The 19,666-nt window shown below is 69.0% G+C and carries 16 protein-coding genes; 8 read left to right on the forward strand and 8 right to left on the reverse strand.

Annotated elements, in window-relative coordinates:
• Positions 1-70 precede the first annotated feature (70 nt).
• Positions 71-502 carry a DUF1841 family protein gene (locus FOB72_RS09490; RefSeq protein ID WP_150372281.1) on the forward strand — a complete coding sequence of 144 codons (432 nt, stop codon included), beginning with the start codon at positions 71-73 and terminating at the stop codon, positions 500-502.
• Between the two features lie 177 nt (positions 503-679).
• Positions 680-1,990: a phospholipase A gene (locus FOB72_RS09495; protein WP_411859786.1), complete on the forward strand. Its 1,311-nt coding sequence runs from the start codon at positions 680-682 to the stop codon at positions 1,988-1,990.
• Positions 1,991-2,005: 15 nt separating this feature from the next.
• On the opposite strand, the gene FOB72_RS09500 is transcribed toward FOB72_RS09495, so the two are convergent.
• The 3 genes from FOB72_RS09500 to grpE all read right to left on the reverse strand — a co-directional run bounded on the left by FOB72_RS09500 (position 2,006) and on the right by grpE (position 3,328).
• The gene (locus FOB72_RS09500; RefSeq protein WP_150372283.1) at positions 2,006-2,224 is read right to left on the reverse strand and encodes a hypothetical protein; all 219 of its coding nucleotides are present in this window, start codon (positions 2,222-2,224) and stop codon (positions 2,006-2,008) included.
• Positions 2,225-2,259: 35 nt separating this feature from the next.
• Positions 2,260-2,697: a thioredoxin family protein gene (locus FOB72_RS09505; RefSeq protein ID WP_150372284.1), complete on the reverse strand. Its 438-nt coding sequence runs from the start codon at positions 2,695-2,697 to the stop codon at positions 2,260-2,262.
• An 82-nt stretch (positions 2,698-2,779) separates the two neighbouring features.
• Complete coding sequence (gene grpE, locus FOB72_RS09510; RefSeq protein WP_150373840.1) at positions 2,780-3,328, reverse strand: nucleotide exchange factor GrpE; 549 nt, start codon at positions 3,326-3,328, stop codon at positions 2,780-2,782.
• A 264-nt stretch (positions 3,329-3,592) separates the two neighbouring features.
• Here grpE and FOB72_RS32170 point away from each other — a divergent pair, with 264 nt between their 5' ends.
• Positions 3,593-3,748 (forward strand): hypothetical protein, encoded by a 156-nt coding sequence (locus FOB72_RS32170; protein WP_191002123.1) that lies wholly within the window; start codon positions 3,593-3,595, stop codon positions 3,746-3,748.
• 47 nt (positions 3,749-3,795) lie between these two features.
• On the opposite strand, the gene FOB72_RS09515 is transcribed toward FOB72_RS32170, so the two are convergent.
• Genes FOB72_RS09515 through hrcA form a run of 3 tightly spaced genes read right to left on the reverse strand, consistent with a single transcriptional unit; the run spans position 3,796 to position 6,412 of the window.
• Positions 3,796-4,191 carry an RNA-binding S4 domain-containing protein gene (locus FOB72_RS09515; protein ID WP_150372285.1) on the reverse strand — a complete coding sequence of 132 codons (396 nt, stop codon included), beginning with the start codon at positions 4,189-4,191 and terminating at the stop codon, positions 3,796-3,798.
• 9 nt (positions 4,192-4,200) lie between these two features.
• Complete coding sequence (gene hemH, locus FOB72_RS09520; protein WP_150372286.1) at positions 4,201-5,316, reverse strand: ferrochelatase; 1,116 nt, start codon at positions 5,314-5,316, stop codon at positions 4,201-4,203.
• A 49-nt stretch (positions 5,317-5,365) separates the two neighbouring features.
• Positions 5,366-6,412, reverse strand: a complete 1,047-nt coding sequence (gene hrcA / locus FOB72_RS09525) for a heat-inducible transcriptional repressor HrcA (protein WP_150372287.1) — start codon at positions 6,410-6,412, stop codon at positions 5,366-5,368.
• 101 nt (positions 6,413-6,513) lie between these two features.
• Between hrcA and FOB72_RS09530 the strand changes: the two genes are divergently transcribed.
• From FOB72_RS09530 to mprA, 4 genes are all read left to right on the forward strand, one after another.
• The gene (locus tag FOB72_RS09530; RefSeq protein ID WP_150372288.1) at positions 6,514-7,431 is read left to right on the forward strand and encodes an NAD kinase; all 918 of its coding nucleotides are present in this window, start codon (positions 6,514-6,516) and stop codon (positions 7,429-7,431) included.
• A 71-nt stretch (positions 7,432-7,502) separates the two neighbouring features.
• Positions 7,503-9,263 carry a DNA repair protein RecN gene (recN, locus tag FOB72_RS09535; RefSeq protein ID WP_150372289.1) on the forward strand — a complete coding sequence of 587 codons (1,761 nt, stop codon included), beginning with the start codon at positions 7,503-7,505 and terminating at the stop codon, positions 9,261-9,263.
• A gap of 32 nt (positions 9,264-9,295) precedes the next feature.
• Positions 9,296-9,760: a hypothetical protein gene (locus FOB72_RS09540; protein ID WP_150373841.1), complete on the forward strand. Its 465-nt coding sequence runs from the start codon at positions 9,296-9,298 to the stop codon at positions 9,758-9,760.
• A gap of 69 nt (positions 9,761-9,829) precedes the next feature.
• Complete coding sequence (gene mprA, locus FOB72_RS09545) at positions 9,830-11,566, forward strand: MprA protease, GlyGly-CTERM protein-sorting domain-containing form (RefSeq protein WP_411859787.1); 1,737 nt, start codon at positions 9,830-9,832, stop codon at positions 11,564-11,566.
• Between the two features lie 24 nt (positions 11,567-11,590).
• On the opposite strand, the gene rrtA is transcribed toward mprA, so the two are convergent.
• Both rrtA and glnE read right to left on the reverse strand, forming a co-directional pair.
• Complete coding sequence (gene rrtA / locus FOB72_RS09550; RefSeq protein ID WP_150373842.1) at positions 11,591-12,157, reverse strand: rhombosortase; 567 nt, start codon at positions 12,155-12,157, stop codon at positions 11,591-11,593.
• Between the two features lie 92 nt (positions 12,158-12,249).
• Positions 12,250-15,108, reverse strand: a complete 2,859-nt coding sequence (gene glnE / locus FOB72_RS09555) for a bifunctional [glutamate--ammonia ligase]-adenylyl-L-tyrosine phosphorylase/[glutamate--ammonia-ligase] adenylyltransferase (protein ID WP_150373843.1) — start codon at positions 15,106-15,108, stop codon at positions 12,250-12,252.
• Positions 15,109-15,302: 194 nt separating this feature from the next.
• Here glnE and FOB72_RS09560 point away from each other — a divergent pair, with 194 nt between their 5' ends.
• Complete coding sequence (locus FOB72_RS09560; protein ID WP_150372291.1) at positions 15,303-19,649, forward strand: YhdP family protein; 4,347 nt, start codon at positions 15,303-15,305, stop codon at positions 19,647-19,649.
• Positions 19,650-19,666 lie beyond the last annotated feature (17 nt).

The following is a 19,666-nucleotide window of genomic DNA, read 5'->3' on the forward strand; positions in this document are numbered from 1 at the left end:
TCCCGCCGCGCCGCACAATGGCGTTGTGCAAGTTCGTCAATTCTTTTGATCGTCTACAATGGCGGCCATCATGTTCAATCCCTCACGAGAAGAAGTCCGCCGGTTCTTCTGCGATGCCTGGCAGAAGCAGCTCGCGGGCAGTGTCCTGACGCCGCTCGAGGCCATGGCCGTCGACTGGATCGGCGAGCATCCCGAATACCACCAGCTGCTGACCGATACCGAAGGCGCGCTGGCCGAGGCGTACACGCCCGAGCGTGGCCAGACCAATCCGTTCCTGCACCTGTCGATGCATCTGTCGATCTCCGAACAGGTGTCGATCGACCAGCCGCCCGGCATCCGCGCCGCCTACGAGGCGCTGGCCCGCCGGCTGGATTCGCCGCACGAGGCCCAGCATCAGGTCATGGAATGCCTGGGCGAAATGCTCTGGAATGCCCAGCGCACAGGCCTGCCGCCCGATGGCCAGGCCTACATCGATGCCGTGAAACGGCGGGCGGGTGCCTGACGTCATCGTCCGACAAACACTGACAAGTGATTTTGCGGTGACGTGCTAGCCTTTGCGGCATTGCCAATCTGACAGGTTGCGTGCCGCCCCGACTCTCGGCGCCGGACGCGCAATGCCCATCCCATGACCGTCACTGCGCCCTCCCGCGCCGCGTCTGTTCGCGTCCGGCCGTTCTGCGTGCCACTGCATCGCGCCCTCCACACGCGCTCCCTCACCGCCGCCGCACTTGCGTCGGCGCTCCTGACTGCGCCGCTCGCGGCACAGGCCGCCGTCACCTTGCTGCAGCCGCCGCGCGTGGTGGACGGCACCCAGCCGCTCACGGTCACGCTGCTCGTCGTCGGCGACGCGGAAACGCGGCGCTTCGAAGTGCCCGCCACGCTCGCGGTGACCGCCTCGGCCGACATGACCGCGCCGATCCGCGTGGAAGCGCGCCGCGTGGGCGCGGGACCGGGCGTGCTGCAACTGAGGCATGGCGAGACGCGCACGATCCGCTACACCGCCCCGTGGCCCGACGCGCTGCGCGGGCAGGTGCGGCTCGACGTGGCCGGGATCGATGCCGCGCCCGTGCTCGTGACGCTGAATCGCGCGGCCGACGCGAATGGCGCTGCCGCGGTTGCCGCCGTGGCACCCAGGGCCTCGGGGCCGCTGCCCGCCAACGGCACGGCGCCCGAGATTGCCCCGGCTGGCGCCGCCAGCGCGGATGCGGCCACGGGGCCCGTGACGACGGTCGCCACGGTGCCCGCCGAGGCCGGTCCCGCGCCGGCGGACCTGCGCGACGCGCAGCGGCTGTCGTTCAACGAGCCGATGTACATCATGTTCGGCGGCCATAACGGCGCGAACGCGAAATTCCAGCTGAGCTTCAAGTTCCGGATCTTCGAGGGCAAGGACCCGGCGTCGAAGTCCGTGCTCGACAACCTGTATTTCGGCTACACGCAGTTCTCGCTCTGGGACCTGAGCGGCGAATCGCGGCCCTTCCGCGACACCAACTACCGGCCGAGCCTCTATTACTACCTGTCCGACACGGGCGTCCGCAACAGCGTCATCAGCCGGCTGTCGGTCGCCACGGGTTTCGAGCATGAATCGAACGGGCTGGGCGGCGACAGCTCGCGCGGCATCAACACGCTGTTCGTGACGCCGACGATGTACTTCGGCGACCAGACCGACTGGCACTGGCGCGTCGCGCCGAAGCTGTATGCGTACGTGGGCAAGAGCGACAACGAGGACATCGCGCACTATCGCGGCTATATGGACCTCAATATCGCGTATGGCAAACCCGATTCGTGGGAGGTGGCCGCCACGCTGCGCAAGGGCACGCGCAAGGGCTATGGCAGCGTCAATGCGGCACTGACCTATCCGCTCGCGCGGCTGGTGCCGGGCACCGCGGGCTATCTGATGGCCGGATGGTTCTATGGCTACGGCGAATCACTGATCGACTACAACCAGAAGTCGCCGTGGCAGTTCCGCATCGGCTACGCGTTGTCCCGATAACGGCGCCGGAGTGTCTCAGGGCGCTGCCTCCTCGCCGCTGGTCACCACGGCTTTCGTGACGGAATACGTGGTCTCGACGGCGGTCGAGGCCACGCTCACGGCTGCGGAACCGGCCGTGGTGGCCACGGACACGGCCGCGCTGCCGACCGCGGCCGTCGCACTGATGACGGTGCATCCGGCCATCGTCCATGCGGCCGCGATCAGCACGAGGCCGGCGACAGGTGGACGCGGCATGCGCGATATAAAGGCTTTCACGGGGCGTTCACGGGTCAGCCCGCCAGCGGTTTGCCGCCGGCCTTGAGGCGCGCGTTGCCGACCGCGGCCGCGAACTGGCCGTGGCCATGCCAGCCCGTCGCGCGGCCGAGCTTCTTGCCCTTGTGGAAGAACATGAAGACCGGAATGCCGTGCAGGCCGAAGCGCCGGCCGAGTTCCGGGTGCGCGTAGACGTTGGCATGGAGCCAGTGCACGTTGAGCGCGCGGATCGGCTCGGGGTTGGCGAGCATGGCCTTCTTGGCCATCTCGCAGTTGAAGCAGTCCACGCCCCAGAAGAACACGCAGACGAGGTCGTCGCCGGCCTCGGCAATGGCCGCGTCGATGGTTTCGCCATCGACCTCGCGCATGCCGAATGCCTCGAAGGCACGGTGGTCGAGATGGGGCGCGGCGGTATCGGTCGCGCCGGACGGGGTGGCAGACGTCTGTTCGGTCATGAAGGACCTCCTGAAAAGCCGAACGCCCGGGCCGAGGGCACCGGGCGTTCGTGATGGGCTGGCGTGAACCGGGTCCGGCGGCTTAGCGCGGGGCCGAGACCGTGACCAGCGCCGGACGCAGGACGCGGTCAGCGATCAGGTAACCGCGCTGCAGGACGTTGACGACGGTGTTCGGTTCCTGCTCGGACGGCACCATCGAGATGGCCTGATGGCGATGCGGGTCGAACTTTTCGCCCACCGGGTTCAGTTCGACGATCTTGCCGCGCTCGAAGGCGCTGGCCAGCTGGCGTGCGGTCAGTTGCACGCCTTCGCGCAGCTTGGCGAGATCGTTGGTGTTGTCGGCCAGGGCAGCCATGAGGCTGTCCATGACCGGCAGGAGATTGTCCGCGAAGTTTTCGATCGCGAACTTGTGGGCCTTGGCGACGTCCTCCTGGGCGCGGCGGCGGATGTTCTCGCCTTCCGCGGTGGCGCGCAGGAGCAGGTCGTAATGCTCCTTGGCCTTGGCTTCGAGGTCGGCGACCTGTTGCGTCAGTTGCGCGACCAGGTCGTCACCGCCGGTTTGCTGTGCGCCGGGCGCGGCTTGGGCGTCGTCTGCGGCAGCGGGAGATGGCGTCTGATTCTGTTCTTCCATGTCGATCAATCTGTATGCAAAAAAGGCTTTGGGAATCGGCAAGTGTAGCGCGCAGTTGGCGACGGGCGGCTGTTTTTCAAGGGGTGGCGGTTCAGAGCCTTCGAAACAAGCCGTTACAAACGCGGGTGAATCGTCACCGGGTCGTCATTGCCTTGCTGCGGCGCACACACTACTATTCATGGTGAAAAAATGACAAAAATGATGCGGGAGGTAGGCGTGGATCGCTCTGTTGATCGTTCGTATTTCGACTTCAGAAGGTTAGTCATGCACAAGATGCCTGTGGTGACGTTCTGCCTGATTGCCGTGCTGGCGCTGATGACCGTGTTTATCTGCGTCTCGGGTGCCTTTACCCCGCGCGAAACCGAGTACGGGAGCGGCAAGGCCGTCTTCAAGCACTACCTCGTTCACTACGTACGATGACGCGCGGTACCGGTGCAGCGCAGGCTCAGTGTCTGCTCAGTGCCTGCTCAGTGCCTGAAATCGTCGATCCGGCGCCGGTCGCGCTTGGTCGGCCGCCCCTGCAGCTGCGCCGTCGGCTCGCTCTGATACCGGCGCTGCTCGGCCGCCTGCTCCCGCTTTGCCGCGCTGGCGGCCGTTTCCTCGTATAGCGTCTGCGCGACCGATGCCGGGCCCCGCGCGGCGGCAATCCCCCGCACCACGATTTCCCAGCGCTGCTGGTACGCCTCGATCACGATCGTGTCGCCGGGCCTGACCTCGCGCGAATTCTTGACCGCCTGGCCGTTCACTTCGACGCGGCCACGCTCCACGGCCTCCGCCGCCAGCGAGCGCGTCTTGAAGAACCTTGCGCACCAGAGCCATTTGTCGATGCGCAGCCGCGCATCGGATTCGAAATCTACATGCATGTCATGCCCTCAGGCAGCGGCCCCGCGCGTCTGCGCCCGCGCGCGGCGCGCGTCCAGTTCGTGCGGATGCGGCGCGCGCAGCGGCCAGCCCTGCAGATGTTGCAGCGCGATCTCGGCCAGCCCGACGATCCACGGCTGCGCGTCGTTCATGCACGGGATGAAGTGGAAATCCTTCCCGCCGGCGACCCGGAACTCCGATTGCCCTTCCATCGCGATCTCCTCGAGCGTCTCGATGCAGTCCGCCGGAAACCCCGGGCAGAACACATCGACACGCGCGGTCCCCACCCGGCCCAGTTCCGTCAGCGTCGGCGCCGTATAGGGCTGCAGCCATTCGGCCTTGCCGAAGCGCGACTGGAACGTGACCTGATACTGCCCCGGCTGCAGGCCGAGCGCCTCGCCGAGCAGCCGCCCGGTCTTCAGGCATTCGCAATGGTACGGATCGCCGAGATCGAGCAGGCGCCGCGGCAGCCCGTGGAACGACAGGATCAGTTTGTCGCCGCGCGCGAAGTCCGGCGTGCCGTGCTGCGCCCAGTATGCGCCGACCTGCTGGTGAAGCGCGCCGATATAGGCCGGATGATCGTGAAAATGCTTCACGAGCCGCAGTTCGGGCTGATTACGCCACTCACCGAGCACGCGGAACAGTTCGTCGAACGCGGTGGCCGTGGTGGTGCCCGAGAACTGCGGATACAGCGGCAGCACGAGAATCCGTTCGGTGCCCTGCCGGCGCAGCGCCTCGAGCACCGAGCCGATGGACGGGTTGCCGTAGCGCATCGCGCAGGCCACCGTGACATCGTGCCCGTGCTGGGTCATCAGCTGCTGCAGCGCATGGGCCTGCCGCTCGGTGTAGACGAGCAGCGGCGAGCCGGTCATATGGGCCTCGCGCAGCCAGATCGACTCGTACTTCATGGCCGACGCGCGCGAGCGGATCGGCAGGATCACGCCATGGAGGATCGGCAGCCATGCGATCCGGGGAATCTCGACCACGCGCGGGTCGCCGAGGAATTGCGCCAGATAGCGGCCGACCGCTTTCGGCGTCGGGGCATCGGGCGTGCCCAGGTTGATCAGCAGGATCGCGGTGCGCGGGGCCTGCCCATGCTGGTAGGTCGGTTCCGGTGCAAACGTCATAGAGTTTCCGTTGGCGCCGCAGGCCGTGCGGCCGGCGCGGCGCTGGCGTTCAGTTCTGGCTCAGCGCGCTGGACAGCAGCCGCGCGGTGATATCCACGATGGGAATCACGCGCTCGTAGGCCATGCGCGTGGGGCCGATCACCCCGAGGGTGCCGACGATCTGGCCATCCACCTCGTACGGCGCGGTAATCACGGCCATGTCCTCGAGCGGCACGAGCTGGCTTTCCCCGCCGATAAAGATCTGCACGCCCTGCGCGTGGCTGGACACGTCCAGCAATTGCAACAGATTGGTCTTGTGCTCGAACACGTCGAACAGGCGGCGCAGCTTGTCCATGCTCGAGGCAAGATCCTCGACCTCGAGCAGCTTGCGCTCCCCCGAGATAAAGACCTGATCGTCTTCCTCGGCCATCGCGCTGCTGCCCGCCTCCACCGCGGCCTGCATCAGGGACGACATGTCGCGCCGCAGGTCCTGCAGTTCCACGCGCATATGGTTACGCACGGCGTCGAAGCTCATGCCCGTGTAGTGCGTGTTGAAGTAGTTGGCGGCCTCGATCAGCTGCGCCGGGGTATACGGCCGTTCGGTCTGGATGATGCGGTTCTGCACATCGCCCTCGGGACTGACGATGATCAGCAGGATGCGCTTTTCCGACAGCCGCATGAATTCGACCTGCCGGAAGGACTGCGCGCGGCGCGGGGTCATGACCACGCCGGCAAAGTGGGACAGGTTCGAGAGCGTATGCGCGGCCGTCGTGATCATGCGCTGCGGGGTCTGCTGCGGCCCCGCCAGCTGGCCCTGGATCTGCCCGGCGAGGGCCGCCAGCTGCGCCGCGAGTTCGGGCGCCCGGTCCAGCGGGCGCGCGGTCAGCATCGAATCGACGAACAGGCGGTAGCCGCGCGGCGTGGGAATACGGCCCGCCGAGGTATGCGGACTGGCGATAAAGCCCATCTCCTCGAGATCGGACATGACATTGCGGATCGTCGCCGGCGACAGGTCGAGGCCCGAGTACTTCGACAGCGTACGCGAGCCGACGGGCTGGCCTTCGGCGATATACCGCTCGATCAGCGTCTTGAGAAGGGTTTTCGAACGTTCGTCCATAATGCCCAGATTCTAATCAAGTTTTCCACCTCTGGGCGGGCTTGCGCCATCCCCCGGAGCGGCTGCTGACAACGTTCATATCGGTATGGTCTAATCCCGCCATGTCTGTACCCCCCAAAGCCAACGCGCCGCGCGCGCCGTTCAAGACCATCGCCCTCGTGGGCCGCCATTCCACCGCCGGGATCGAAGGCCCGCTGGAGGAGATCGCGTCCTGCGTGTCGCGCAACGGCCAGGACGTGGTCTTCGAGCGCGAAACCTCGCAGGCCACCGGCCTGACCGGCTATCCGGCGCTGACGCCGGAGGAAATCGGCCGTATCGCCGACGTGGCCGTGGTGCTCGGCGGCGATGGGACGCTGCTGGGCATCGCCCGGCAACTGGCCGGCGCCGGGGTGCCGCTGATCGGCGTCAACCACGGCCGGCTCGGGTTCATGACCGATATCCCGCTCGATGACGTCACGACCGTGCTGCCCGCCATGCTGTCCGGGCATTACGAGGCCGAGACGCGCATGCTGGTGGAGTCGCGGGTGATCCGCGACGAGGAGATCATCTTCACGGCGCTGGCGCTCAACGACGTGGTGGTGAACCGCTCGGGCATCTCGGGCATGGTCGAACTCTCGGTGTCGGTGGACGGCTACCATATGTACAACCAGCGTTCGGACGGCCTGATCGTGTCCACGCCGACGGGCTCCACCGCGTACGCGCTGTCCGCGGGCGGTCCGATCCTGCATCCTACGCTCTCCGGGCTCGTGCTCGTCCCAATTGCCCCGCATGCGCTGTCGAACCGGCCGATCGTGCTGCCGCATGACGCGGAGGTGACGATCGAAGTGGCGACCGCGCGCGACGCCAGCGTGAACTTCGACATGCAGTCGCTGACGTCGCTGCTGCCCGGGGACCGCATCGTCGTGCGCCGTTCCGACAAAGCCGTGCAATTGCTGCATCCGGTCGGCTACAACTACTACGCCACGCTGCGCAAGAAACTGCACTGGCACGAGTATCCGACCGAGGACAACCGGCTCTGATCCGACCCGGGCCCCGGCACGCCGGCCACTTTCGCCACTCTCACCGTCACCCTTCCCGCCCACCGCTCACGATGCTGCGCAGCCTGTCCATCCGCGACTTCGTCATCGTCGATACGCTCGACCTCGACTTCTCCGCCGGCTTCACGGTCTTTACCGGTGAGACCGGTGCCGGCAAGTCGATCCTGATCGATGCACTCGCGCTCGTGCTCGGCGAACGCGCCGACGCCGGCGTGGTGCGCGAGGGTGCCGCGCGCGCGAGCATCGGCGCGACCTTCGGCACGCATCCCGAACTCGATGCCTGGCTGGCCGAGCGCGAACTCGGCGGCGACGATGGCAACGGCGAAGTGCTGCTGCGCCGGACCGTCGATGCGAGCGGCCGCGGCAAGGCCTTTATCAACGGCGCCGCCGCGACGCTCGCGCAGTTGCGCGAGGTCGGCGACCAGCTCGTGGATATCCATGGCCAGCATGCGCATCAGCAGCTGCTCCGCCCCGACGCGCAGCGCCTGCTGTTCGACGCCCACGCGGGGCTGACGCTGCAGACCGCCGCCGTGGCGGAAGCGTGGCGGGCCTGGCGCGCCTGCGTGAAGCTGCGCGAGGCCGCCGAGCAGCAATCGCGCGAGATGCAGCTGGAGCGCGAGCGGCTCGAATGGCAGGTGGGCGAGCTCGACAAGCTGGCGCCGCAGCCCGGCGAGTGGGACGAGATCCAGACCGAATACAACCGGCTGTCGCACGCGGCCAGCCTGATCGACGGCAGCCGCGCCGCGCTGGACGCGCTGCACGAGGCCGACGGCTCGGTGCTGTCCACGCTCAACAGCCTCGTGCAGAAGGTGCGCCAGCTCGCGGACCTCGATCCCGCGCTCAACGACGTGCTGGCCGCGCTGGAGCCGGCCCAGGTGCAGGCGGAAGAAGCCGCGCACTCGCTTTCGCGCTACGTCGATCGCGTGGAACTCGACCCCGAACGGCTGCAGGCCGTGGAAGCGCGCATGCAGGCGCTGCACACCACCGCGCGCAAATACCGCCTCCCCCCCGAACAGCTGCCCGACGAATTGCTCGCGCGGCGGCAGCAGCTCGACGACCTGCAGGCCGCGCAGGACGTGAACAAGATTGCCGCGCGCGAGGCCGCCGCGCGGGGCGCGTACCTGACGCTCGCGCAGCATCTGTCGGCCGCGCGCGCGCGGGCCGCGGAAGCGCTCTCCGCCGCCGTGACCGAGGCCATGCAGGGCCTCTCCATGGCCGGGGGAACGTTCTCGGTCGCGCTGAACGCGCTCGAGGAAGGCCAGAGCTACGGGCTGGAGCAGGTGGAATTCCTCGTGGCCGGCCACGCAGGCGTGACCGCGCGCCCGCTCGCGCGCGTGGCGTCGGGCGGCGAACTGGCGCGGATCAGCCTCGCGATTTCGGTGATCACGAGCGAGGCCGCGCCCACGCCGACGCTGATCTTCGACGAGGTGGATACCGGTATCGGCGGCGCCGTGGCCGAAGTGGTCGGCCGCCGGCTGCAGGAACTCGGGCGCGCGCGGCAGGTGCTGTGCGTCACCCATCTGCCGCAGGTGGCCGCGCAGGCGGGCACGCATCTGCTCGTCAGCAAGGAGACCGTCGATGGCGACGGGAAGGAAGGCCCGATCACGCGCTCGCGCATCCGCCCGCTCGATGCCGAGGGCCGCGTGGCCGAGACGGCGCGCATGCTCGGCGGCGCGACCGTGACTGCCACCACGCTGCAACATGCCGAGGAGATGCTCGCGCAGGGCGCCCGCGGCGGAAGCGCCGCCAACGTGACGAACAAAGGTAACAAGTCCGACAAGGAAGGCCGGCGCGCGCGGCGCGCGGTCGGATAAATACTGACGGACCGAGGAGCAAGACAACGATGATGACTGGCAAAACGCAAGATCCCTCCGCGCAAGACCCCTCCGCCCCCCGCCGCCGTGTGCTGACCGCGAAGGCCGCCGTCGCGGCCATCGCCGCGACCGCCGCCCTGGGCGCGATTTCCGGCTGTGCCTCCGAGTCGCGCTCGTATGCGCCGCCGGCGGGCAGCATTACCGACGACCGCGCGATCGGCGACATCATGGTTCGCTTTACGCCGCCCGAGGTGATCGTGTCCGAGGACGCGGGCAAGCTGCTCGCGGGCATTACGGGTCCGTATCGCTATGTGGTCAAGCGGCCGATGTCCGGGGGCGTGTGGCTCGTGACGGCCATCAGCAAGTCCACCGATGCCACGCTCGACCAGGCCGTGACGGTCCTGCGCGGCGCGCCGCGCATCGAGACCGCCGAGCCGGACCGCGTGCTCAAGCCGCATCGCACGATGCCGAAGACGCGCGATATGCCGCCCGGCTGACGGGCACAGGATTCTCGCTTACCCACGCACCATCTCTCGCTGTCGCTAGAACATACACAGGAGGCCTCGATGCCCACAGCAGCGCCGCAGTCAATGTCCTGGTCAAACATTGCACACCGCCCGAGCCGATGGCGGCGATGGCGCGATGGGCGCCCGTTGCTGGCTCCGCTGGCTCCGCTGGCTTCGCTGGCTTCGCTGGCTTCGCTGGCGCTTCTGGCCGCGGCGGCCGCGCTGGCCGTGCCGGTCGCGGCGCATGCGGACACCGCGGTGCGGCTGAAGCCCGCGCCGCGCTACACGGGCAACTACATCGTGCGCTGGCGCGACGGGCAGGCACCGTCCGAGAACACCGCCGAGACGTCCCGGCGCATGCAGCAGGTACAGGACAGCACGGGCGTGGCGCTCTCGGTCAAGCGCAGGATGGGCGGCGCGCTGCAGTTGCTGTCGGTGTCGAACGCCTCCGGGGAAGATCCCGAGGCCGTCGCCGCGCGGCTGCGCAAGGACCCGCGCATTGCCGATGCGGTGCCCGATCGCTGGCTGCGCGTGCATGACACCGTGCCGAGCGATCCCGAGTTCGTCGCGAACCAGATCTACCTCCAGTCGCCGCAGGTGGCCGTGGGTGGGGTCAATCTCCCCAAGGCGTGGGATCGCTCGCGCGGCACCAACGCGATCGTGATCGCCGTGGTCGATACGGGCTACCTGCCCCACCCCGACCTCGCGGGCCGCATCGTGCCCGGGTACGACTTCATCACGCAGCCGACCGTGTCCAACGACGGCGATGGCCGCGACAGCAATCCGCTCGACCCGGGCGACAACGAGCCGGCCGGCACCGTGTGTTCCGATGGCACGGTGACCACGCCGACGAACAGCACGTGGCATGGCACGCGTGTGGCCAGCGTGCTGGGCGCCATCACCAACAACGGGACCAATATCGCCGGTGTCGACTGGAATGCGCTGATCCAGCCGGTGCGTGTCTCCGGGCGGTGCGGGGCGCAGCTGTCCGATACCGTCGATGGCATGCGGTGGGCCGGCGGCCTGTCGGTGCCGGGGGTACCCGACAATCCGACGCCGGCGCGCGTGATCAACGTGAGTCTGGGAGGCGGGACCTGCAGCTCGGTGGAGCAGCAGGCGATTGCCGACCTGGCCGCGCGCGGCGCCGTGGTCGTCGCGGCCGCCGGCAATGCCCTGCCGGGGCAAGTGGCAGGCGGGGTGGAAGCGCCGGCCGACTGCCCGGGAGCGATTGCCGTGACCGCGCATGCGAACGACGGCGAGAACGCCAGTTTCGCCAACGTCGGGCCCGAGGTCGCGATCAGCGCGCCGGGCGGCGGATGCGGCAACTCCAAGGTGCAGAACGGCGCCTGCGTGGGCGGCTCGTCGTTCATTCGCACGCTGGCCAACGACGGGACGTCGTCGCCGGCCACCTACAACGTGTCGTCGGCACAGGGCACGAGCTTCGCCACGCCGATGGTGTCCGGGGTGATCGGGCTGATGCTCGCGGTCAATCCTTCGCTGACGCCCACGCAGATCATCGCGACGCTGAAAACCTCCGCGCGCCCGCATCCGGCGAATACGTTCTGCACGCGGACGTCGACGGCGGTTTGCGGGGCGGGGTTGCTCGATGCCGACGCGGCGGTAGCGCTTGCGCCGAATCCGCCTTCGACGGCCACCACGCCGCCGCCGGCTTCGCAGCCGGTGGCGACGCCGAGCACCGATAGCGGCGGTGGCGGCGGTGGCGCCATGGCACCGTGGCTGGCGATGCTGCTCGTGGCGGCAGGTGTGGTGGGGTTCGTGTTACGGCGGCGGGCTTGATCCGAGCGGAGCCAGCCGGCAGGCCTAGCCGCGCCGGTTGCTCCACCATTCCTGCAGCACCCAGCACGCAAGGCCCGCGATCGCGCCCGCGGCGTGGGCCGCGCGGACGACGCCAAAGTTCCAGGCGGGGTCGAAGACGATGGCGGCGAGCCATGACTGTTCGGCCCATACCTTCACCAGCACGGCCACACACATCACCACGCCGATCACGCGCGACAGGCCCGGCGCCTGAAGCAGTCTCAGGCCGCCCCAGAGCGCGAGGCCGTGCAGCGCGCCGGACAGGCCGCCGTACCACCCTACCGATACCATCTGCAACATCGCGACCTGCGTGGCGATACCGCAGATCGCGAGCACCGCGAGCAGTTCGCGGGGCCGCGCTTCGCGGGCGATCAGCAGCAGCAGGCCGCCGCATGCGGCCACATCGGTCAGCCAGTGCTTCCAGCCCAGGTGTACCCACATCGCCGTGACGACGCGCCACCACTGGCCGTCGACGCGCACGGCATCGCGCAGGTAGAGGCCATGCGCGTGGAGCCATGGGACGAACGTGAACAGCGCGGACAGCGTGGCCACGGTCGCCACGGTCAGGACCATCGCGCCGGTGCCGGTGCGCCGGTATGCGGGCCCGGCGGCCGGGGCCGTGGGCTCAGTCGTCACGGCGCGCTGCCCTGCCCGGCTGCCAGCAATCAGCCGCCACCGAACACCGCCTGCCAGAGCGCCCGCACGCGTGCGGTCTCGTTGGCGACGCTGGCCGCCGGAACGCGCGCCTGGGCGTGGCCGTCGAGCCGGATCTGGTGCTGCCGCGCGCGGAACAGCCGGTACGCGTCGCCCACCTCGCCCGCCAGCGTCGCATCGATGAGCCCCAGTTCGCCCGCGATGCGCAGCAGCGCGATATTGCCCGCATTGCGCGTGAGCGCGGGGTGCGCCCTGCTATGCAGGAGCACGAGGTACTGGACCGTGAACTCGATATCGACCATGCCGCCCCGGTCGTGCTTGAGGTCGAATAGGCCGGTGGGATTCGGATGTCCGTCGGACACCTTGCCGCGCATCTCGACGATCTCCGCGCGCAGCGTATCCGCATCGCGCGGCTGGCGCAGCACGTCCTCGCGCAGCGACTCGAAGCGCGCCCCGATCTCCGCATCGCCCGCACAGAAACGCGCGCGCGTCAGCGCCTGATGCTCCCACACCCACGCGGTGTTGTCGCCCTCGCGGAACTGGTAGCGGCGGAACGCATCGAAGCTCGTCACCAGCAGGCCCGCCTCCCCATTGGGCCGCAGGCGCGTATCCACATCGAACAGCATGCCGGCCGCCGTATGGCTGGTGAGCCAGGTGATGAGCCGCCGCGCATAGGCCGCGTAGACCTCGGGCGCGCGTTCGTGCGGATCGTCGTACAGGAACACGATGTCGAGGTCCGACGAATAGCCGAGCTCCTTGCCGCCGAGCCGGCCATAGGCAATGACCGCAAAGCGCGGCGTCTCGGTGTGGCGCGTGGCCAGCTGCCGCCATACCGCCTGCAGCGTGACCTCGAGCATGGCATCGGCCAGATCCGACAACCGGTCCGCGATCTGCTCGACGGTCAGCGTGCCGCGCAGGTCCTGCAGCAGCACGCGGAACGTCTCGGCATGGTGCTCGCGGCGCAGGATGTCCATCTGCGTTTCCACCTGCCCGTCGGACGCGGCCAGACGATCGGCCAGGCGCTTGCGGAATGCGGCCCAGTCCGGCACGCCGGCCAGCGCGTCGCTGTCCAGCAGTTCGTCGAGCAGCTGCGGATGCCGCGTGAGGTACGCGGCCGCCCAGCGCGACGCATGCAGCGTGTGGGCGACGCGGTCCATCGCCTGCGGATACTCGGACAGCAGGGACAGATACGACGCGCGCCGGCTGATCGCATCGAGGAAGTCGAGAAAGCGCGCGATGGTGCTGTCGGCATCGTCCTGCCGCGCCGCGAGGTCGAGCGCGCGATTCACGAGCTGGTCGAAGCGCGCGCGGCTGGTCTCCGATAACGCGCGATAGCGCACCGAGGTCGCGATCGCGCGCAGCCGGTCGTAGAGCCCCGTGCAATCGCCGAAGCCCGCGGCCTGCAGACGCTGGCATGGCGAGGATTCGGGATCGGTCTCGTCCGGACCGTCCTGCGTCGCCCGCGTGGCGGCCTCTTCGCGCACGAGCTCGGGCCACAGTTCCTCGGCCGGCTGCGTGTCGCCCTCGGCGTACGGATCGGCGAACGTCGCCTCGAACTGCTGCGCCACGGGTTCCTGCAGCGCATGCATGCGTTCCAGCAACGCCTGCCAGTCCTCGCATCCCATCGACAGCGCCACCGCGCGCTGCTCTTCGGGCGTGGTCGGCAGATGGTGCGTCTGCGCGTCGTCGCGGTATTGCAGCCGGTGTTCGAGCTGCCGCAGGAAGCGATAGGCATCGGCCAGTTGCTCGGCCTGCCCGGCCGGCAGCAGATTGCGCTCCACCGCCACCGACAGGACTTCGAGCGTCGGGCGCACCCGCAGCGCGGGATCCTGTCCGCCGCGGATCAGCTGGAACACCTGCGCCATGAACTCGATCTCGCGAATGCCGCCCCGCCCGAGCTTGATATTGAACGAGCGCTGGTTCATGCCGTGCCCGGCCAGCCCGCCGCTGCGCTTGGCGGCTTCCGATCGAATCTGCGCGTGCAGCGAGCGGATGGCCGCGATCACGCCATAGTCGAGATAGCGCCGGAAGATGAACGGCGTGGTCAGCCGTTCGAGCAGCTGCGCGGTGCGCTGCGCGTGCGGCGAGTCCTGCGCGGAGACGATCCGGCCCTTGATCCACGCGTAGCGCTCCCATTCGCGCCCCTGCACGATCAGATATTCCTCGAGCATGCCGAGGCTGCAGACCAGCGGTCCCGCGTCGCCGTTCGGGCGCAGGCGCATGTCCACGCGGAACACGTAGCCGTCGGACGTGACCTCGGACAGCAGGTTGATCAGGCGCCGGCCGAGCCGGATGAAATATTCGTGGTTGGACAGGCTGCGCGTGCCGCCCTGGGTATCGCCGTCTTCGTCGTAGAGGAAGATCAGGTCGATGTCCGACGACACGTTGAGTTCGCGGCCCCCCAGCTTGCCCATGCCGACCACGACCAGTTCCTGCACCTCGCTGCCCTGCCGGCACGTCGGCCGGCCATAGGTGGCGGCCAGATCGTTGCCGAGCACGTGCAGCCCGTGCTGGATCGCGAGTTCCGCGAGGTCCGTCATCGCGCCCGTCACCTCGGCCAGCGTGGCGGCCCCGCGCAGGTCGCGCTCGATGATCACGCACATGACTTCGGCGCGCAGCCGGCGCAGCGCGCGGCCGGCGGCGGCATCGACATCGGCCGCCGGTTCGTGCAACGCCGCGAGGCGCGCCGCCATCCAGTCGCGTGTCAGCGGCGCGGCGGCCGCCTGCGTTACCACATCGGCGACCTCGGGACGCGCCTGCAGGACGCGGCGCGCGTAATGGGAATAGGCCGCCGAGTACAATACGTGACCTTCGTCGTCGAGCCGTTTCGGGTCGAACGCGGGCATGATCGCGAAGGCGCCTTTGGCCATATTGCCGAGCACGCCCGATGTGGCGCTCGCGTCATTCCGGGCGGCCGTATCGCCGGCCCCGCCGTCGATGGCCGGGCGCGTAATCGGATCGGCGGCGGCCGGTGCGGAACCTGTCGGATCGGAGGCAGTCATTCCATTAACTTTTAGTTCGGGACCACTTTGGAGAGCGGCTAGTATTGTCGGATAATCTGCCCATGTCCAGCCGCCCCTCCGCCTCCGCCGACGGTTCCGCAAGCCCCGCGCGTGCCGGCAGCCCGGGCAGCCGGGGTAACGAAAACACAGCCGCCGTGCTGCCGTCGCCGACGGCGCCCGGCGCGCGCTCAGCAACGCCTCACGCTTCCGGTTTGAATACGCCTTCCCCGACCTCCGCCGGTGGCCGGCTCGCGCATGTCCGAGACTACCTCCGCGCGCTGCCCCGCCATCTCTGGCACGCGCTCCGCGCGGCGGCGACCCATCCCTGCTGGCGCTGGCTGCTGCGCATGGTACTGCGGGTGGCGCTGCTGCTCGCCGTGCTGGCGCTCGCCATCGGCATGCTGGTCCGCTTCATCCTGTGGCCGCAGGCGCACGAAGCCCGCAAATGGCTCGAACAGCGCGCCTCCGCCGAGCTGCACGCGCAGTTCACGATCGGCGAGCTCGACACGTTCTGGGAAGGCTGGCACCCGGCCTTTCGCGCGCGCGGCGTGCGCGCCGTGGACGCCCAGCAGCGCGTGCTGCTGGAGACCGGCACGCTGGACGGCACGCTGGCCTGGCAGTCTCTGGCCGGGCTGAGCCTCCAGTTCGCCAGCGTCCGGGCCAGCGGTACCGACGTGCTGATCCGCCGGACGCCCGAGGGCGTGCTGCTGGTGGCCGGCGTGCCCGTGGAGACCCGCGCGAGCACGGCCGGCGACGACCGCTTCCTGAACTGGGTAATGAGCCAGGGCAGCATCGAGCTGACCAGCGGCCATCTGCGCTGGCTCGACGAGCGCGCGGGCCTGCCGCAGCTCGACGTGGCCGATATCCACTTCAGCGCGCTGCGCGACGGCGGCCACCATACGCTGCGGCTGGAGGCGCGCAGTGGCGCGCTGGCGCCGCAGCCGCTGGTAGTCCAGGCCAGCTTCCGCCACGACTACCTGCACGACCCCGGCAACTGGATGCACTGGAATGGCCAGGCCGACTGGGATTTCACGCAGGTGCAGTTGCCGGTCGTGCAGCGTTACCTGCCGATCTTCGACAAGGTGGACAGCGGCACCTTCAGCACCAGCGGCACGGTGGACTTCCGCGCCGGCAATATCCAGCGCAGCCAGACGCGCTTACGCGCCGGCGCCGTGGACCTGCAGCTGACGGGCGCGCCCGCCCCGCTCAAGCTCGCCAACGCACAGGCGTACCTGATCCACAGCGCGGACCGCGCCGGCAACAACCGGCTGAACATCGACACGCTGCTATGGCAGGCCGAGCCCATTACCGGCCCGCCCAGCGCCAGCGATCCCGGCCTGCGCGAAGGCATGCGCAAGGTGACCATCGACTGGAACCGCGACAAGCAGGGCGTGCTCCGCAAGTTCGCGCTCAAGGCACCGACGTTCGACCTCAACACGCTGCGCGCGCTGGCCACCTCGATGCCGATCGACACCGAGATGCTGCGCCAGCTGCGCGCGCTGCAGCCGGCCGGCCATATCGACAACCTCGACGTCGCCTGGGCGCACGAGCGCCCCGGCCTGCTCGACAGCCGGCCGCGCGAGCCCCACTACACGGTCCAGGGCACGCTGCGCGGTGTCTCGGTCAATGGCCAGCCCGCCGTGCCGGCGTTGTCGGCCGACGGCCATCCGCGCGTGGGCACCCCGGGGTTCGCGCGGCTGTCCGGCAGCTTCAGCTTCGATGACCGCCAGGGCACCGCGCGCGTGGACAGCGCGGGCGCGACGCTGATCCTCCCGGGCCTGTTCGAAGACCCGCGCGTGCCGTTCGACGAACTCGCGGGCGAAGTCCGCTGGACGCACGAACAGGACAAGCTCGTCATCCGCACCGAGGGGCTGCGCTTTGCCAACCCCGACGTGGCGGGCACCGTGCGCGGCAGCTGGCGCGCGGGCGGCGACGGCGCGAGCGGCATCGCCGACATGTCGGGCGAACTCGCGCGCGTGCAGGCGGCCCGCGTGGTGCGCTACCTGCCGATGTCCATGCCGCACACGCGGCAGTATTTGGCCGGCGCGCTGGTCGGCGGCGACGCCTCCGACGTCAAGTTCGTCCTGCGCGGCGACCTCTTCCACTTTCCGTTCCACGCGCCGTTCGAGAAGGCCGGCGACTTCCGCGTGGACGTGCCGCTGCACCGCGTGAGCTATCAGGTGGCGCCGCACGAGTCCGGCCCCACGGGCGGCAAGGCCTGGCCCGATTTCAGCGAGATCGACGGCCACCTCGTGTTCCAGCGCAATGCGATGTCGTTCGCGATCAAGCGCGCGGCGGTGCAGGACATTCCGGGTGTCGCGCTGCACGACGTCAATGGGCAGATCGACGACCTCAGCGAGACCGGCCGTCTCGGGGTCGAGGGCACGGGCCAGGGTTCGCTGGCCGCATTCCTGCGCTATGTCGCGGCCAGCCCGGTGCGCGGCTGGATCGGCGGCGTGACCGACGAAGCCAGGGGCCAGGGCAATGGCGAACTAAAGCTCAAGCTCGACATGCCGCTGGACCACGCGGTGGACTCGAAGGTCGAAGGGCAATTCCGCTTCCCCGGCAACGACATCGTGCTGATGCCCGATCTGCCGCCGATGGGCAATGCCACGGGTACCATCGCGTTCAACGAGCACGGGTTCCGGCTCGACAACATGCGGGGCCGCTTTATCGGCGGCGAAGCGCGGCTCGGCGGCGGCACGCTGCCCGACAAGAGCACGCGCGTGACGATCGGCGGCACCGCATCCGCGGCCGGCATCCGCGACGCGCTGGCATCGACGTCGCTGGCGGCGTTCGGTGCGCGGATCGAGGGTGCCACGCCCTACAGCGCGGTGGTCGGCGTGCGCGACAAGCGCCTGCAGGTACAGGTGGCGACGGACCTCAACGGCATGGCCGTGGACCTGCCCGCGCCGCTGGCCAAGAGCGCCGCGCAGGATGTGCCGCTGCGCGCCGAACTGCGGCCGCTGGCGGCGAGCGGCACGGTGAACGCGAACGCGCCCGACGAAATGCTCGTCCAGTACGGCAACGCGCTCAACGTCCGCTACGTGCTACATCGCGGCGACACGCCGGAAGTCATCTCGGGCGGCATCGGCCTGCAGCAGCCCGCGCCGCAGCCGGCCAGCGGCGTGGTGGCGGCGTTCACCGCGGACCGTATCGATCTCGCCAGATGGCGCAGCCTGTTCGATACGACCGGGGGCAGCGAGTCGCCCGCCCCGGGCGGCCGCGTCGATCGCAGCTCGCCGTTCCTGCCCGAGCGCGTGACCGTCCGCGCGCGCACGGTCGATGCGTTCGGCCGCAACCTCGACGACGTGACGTTCGACGCCGACCGCGCGCGGACCGGCTGGGACATGAAGATCGCGTCGAAGCAGGTCAACGGCACCGCGCAATGGCGCCGCGACGCGAACTCGCCCGCCGGCGCGGTGAACGTCCGCCTGGCACGGCTCGACGTTCCCGACGCCAGCGACGACGGCCACATGACCGACGCGATGGCGAGCAATATCGACGAACTGCCGGCCATCGACCTCGTTGCCGAACAGTTCGTGCTGCATGGGCGCGACTACGGCAAGGTCGAGCTGCGCGCGCATACCGCGATCGAGAACGCGGACTCGGTATGGACGCTCGACAAGCTGACGATCGAGCAACCCGGCGGCACGTTCACGGGCAACGGCACGTGGCGCCTGCCGCGCCGGCTGCGCGACAACAATGCGGCCAGCGCCGACGCGAGCGCGCGCCGCACGCTGCTCAACTTCAAGCTCGATATCCGCGACGCGGGCGCGATGCTGGACCGCATGGGCATGCCGCATACCCTGCGCGAAGGCAACGGTTCGCTCGAAGGCCGCGTGTACTGGAAGGGCTCGCCGCTGTCCATCGACTATCCGTCGCTGTCCGGCAAGCTCGCGCTGCACCTCGAGAACGGCCAGATCCTCAGCGTGGATCCGGGCGCGGCGCGGCTGCTCGGCGTGCTGAGCCTGCAGAGCCTGCTGCGCTTCGCGACGCTCGACTTCCGCAGCGTGACGAGCCGCGGCACGGTGTTCGACGACATCAGCGGCAATGGCACGATCGAGAACGGCGTGGGCACGATCGAATCGTTCCGCATGAAGAGCAACCAGCTGAACGCGTCGATGACGGGCTCGGCGAACCTGCTGCGCGAAACGCAGGACCTCGACGTGGAAGTGGTGCCGCGCATCAACGCGGCCACGACGTCGGTGGCGGCCGCGTTCATCAACCCCGTGCTCGGCATCGGCACGCTGGCCGCGCAACTGCTGTTCGCCGACGAGTTCTCCAAGGTCTTCACGCAGCATTACCGCATTACGGGCTCGTGGGCCGATCCGCAGGTGACCAAGGTGGACGACGCCAAGTCGCGCCCCGCGCCGGTGCAGGATCGCTCGGGCGCGTATCCGCGATAGCGAACCGCCAACGCCAC

The sequence above is a fragment of the Cupriavidus pauculus genome (assembly GCF_008693385.1).
Classification (GTDB): Bacteria; Pseudomonadota; Gammaproteobacteria; order Burkholderiales; family Burkholderiaceae; genus Cupriavidus; species Cupriavidus pauculus_D.

Coding starts and splice junctions, on each gene's coding strand:
- rrtA (WP_150373842.1), bottom strand. CDS start 12,157: ATGGTCCTGACCGTGGCGACCGTGGCCACGCTGTCCGCGCTGTTCACG.
- grpE (WP_150373840.1), bottom strand. CDS start 3,328: ATGGAAGAACAGAATCAGACGCCATCTCCCGCTGCCGCAGACGACGCC.
- FOB72_RS32170 (WP_191002123.1), top strand. CDS start 3,593: ATGCACAAGATGCCTGTGGTGACGTTCTGCCTGATTGCCGTGCTGGCG.
- FOB72_RS09515 (WP_150372285.1), bottom strand. CDS start 4,191: ATGCATGTAGATTTCGAATCCGATGCGCGGCTGCGCATCGACAAATGG.
- FOB72_RS09560 (WP_150372291.1), top strand. CDS start 15,303: ATGTCCAGCCGCCCCTCCGCCTCCGCCGACGGTTCCGCAAGCCCCGCG.
- FOB72_RS09505 (WP_150372284.1), bottom strand. CDS start 2,697: ATGACCGAACAGACGTCTGCCACCCCGTCCGGCGCGACCGATACCGCC.
- hrcA (WP_150372287.1), bottom strand. CDS start 6,412: ATGGACGAACGTTCGAAAACCCTTCTCAAGACGCTGATCGAGCGGTAT.
- FOB72_RS09530 (WP_150372288.1), top strand. CDS start 6,514: ATGTCTGTACCCCCCAAAGCCAACGCGCCGCGCGCGCCGTTCAAGACC.
- hemH (WP_150372286.1), bottom strand. CDS start 5,316: ATGACGTTTGCACCGGAACCGACCTACCAGCATGGGCAGGCCCCGCGC.
- FOB72_RS09500 (WP_150372283.1), bottom strand. CDS start 2,224: ATGCCGCGTCCACCTGTCGCCGGCCTCGTGCTGATCGCGGCCGCATGG.
- mprA (WP_411859787.1), top strand. CDS start 9,830: ATGCCCACAGCAGCGCCGCAGTCAATGTCCTGGTCAAACATTGCACAC.
- glnE (WP_150373843.1), bottom strand. CDS start 15,108: ATGGCCAAAGGCGCCTTCGCGATCATGCCCGCGTTCGACCCGAAACGG.
- FOB72_RS09540 (WP_150373841.1), top strand. CDS start 9,296: ATGACTGGCAAAACGCAAGATCCCTCCGCGCAAGACCCCTCCGCCCCC.
- recN (WP_150372289.1), top strand. CDS start 7,503: ATGCTGCGCAGCCTGTCCATCCGCGACTTCGTCATCGTCGATACGCTC.
- FOB72_RS09490 (WP_150372281.1), top strand. CDS start 71: ATGTTCAATCCCTCACGAGAAGAAGTCCGCCGGTTCTTCTGCGATGCC.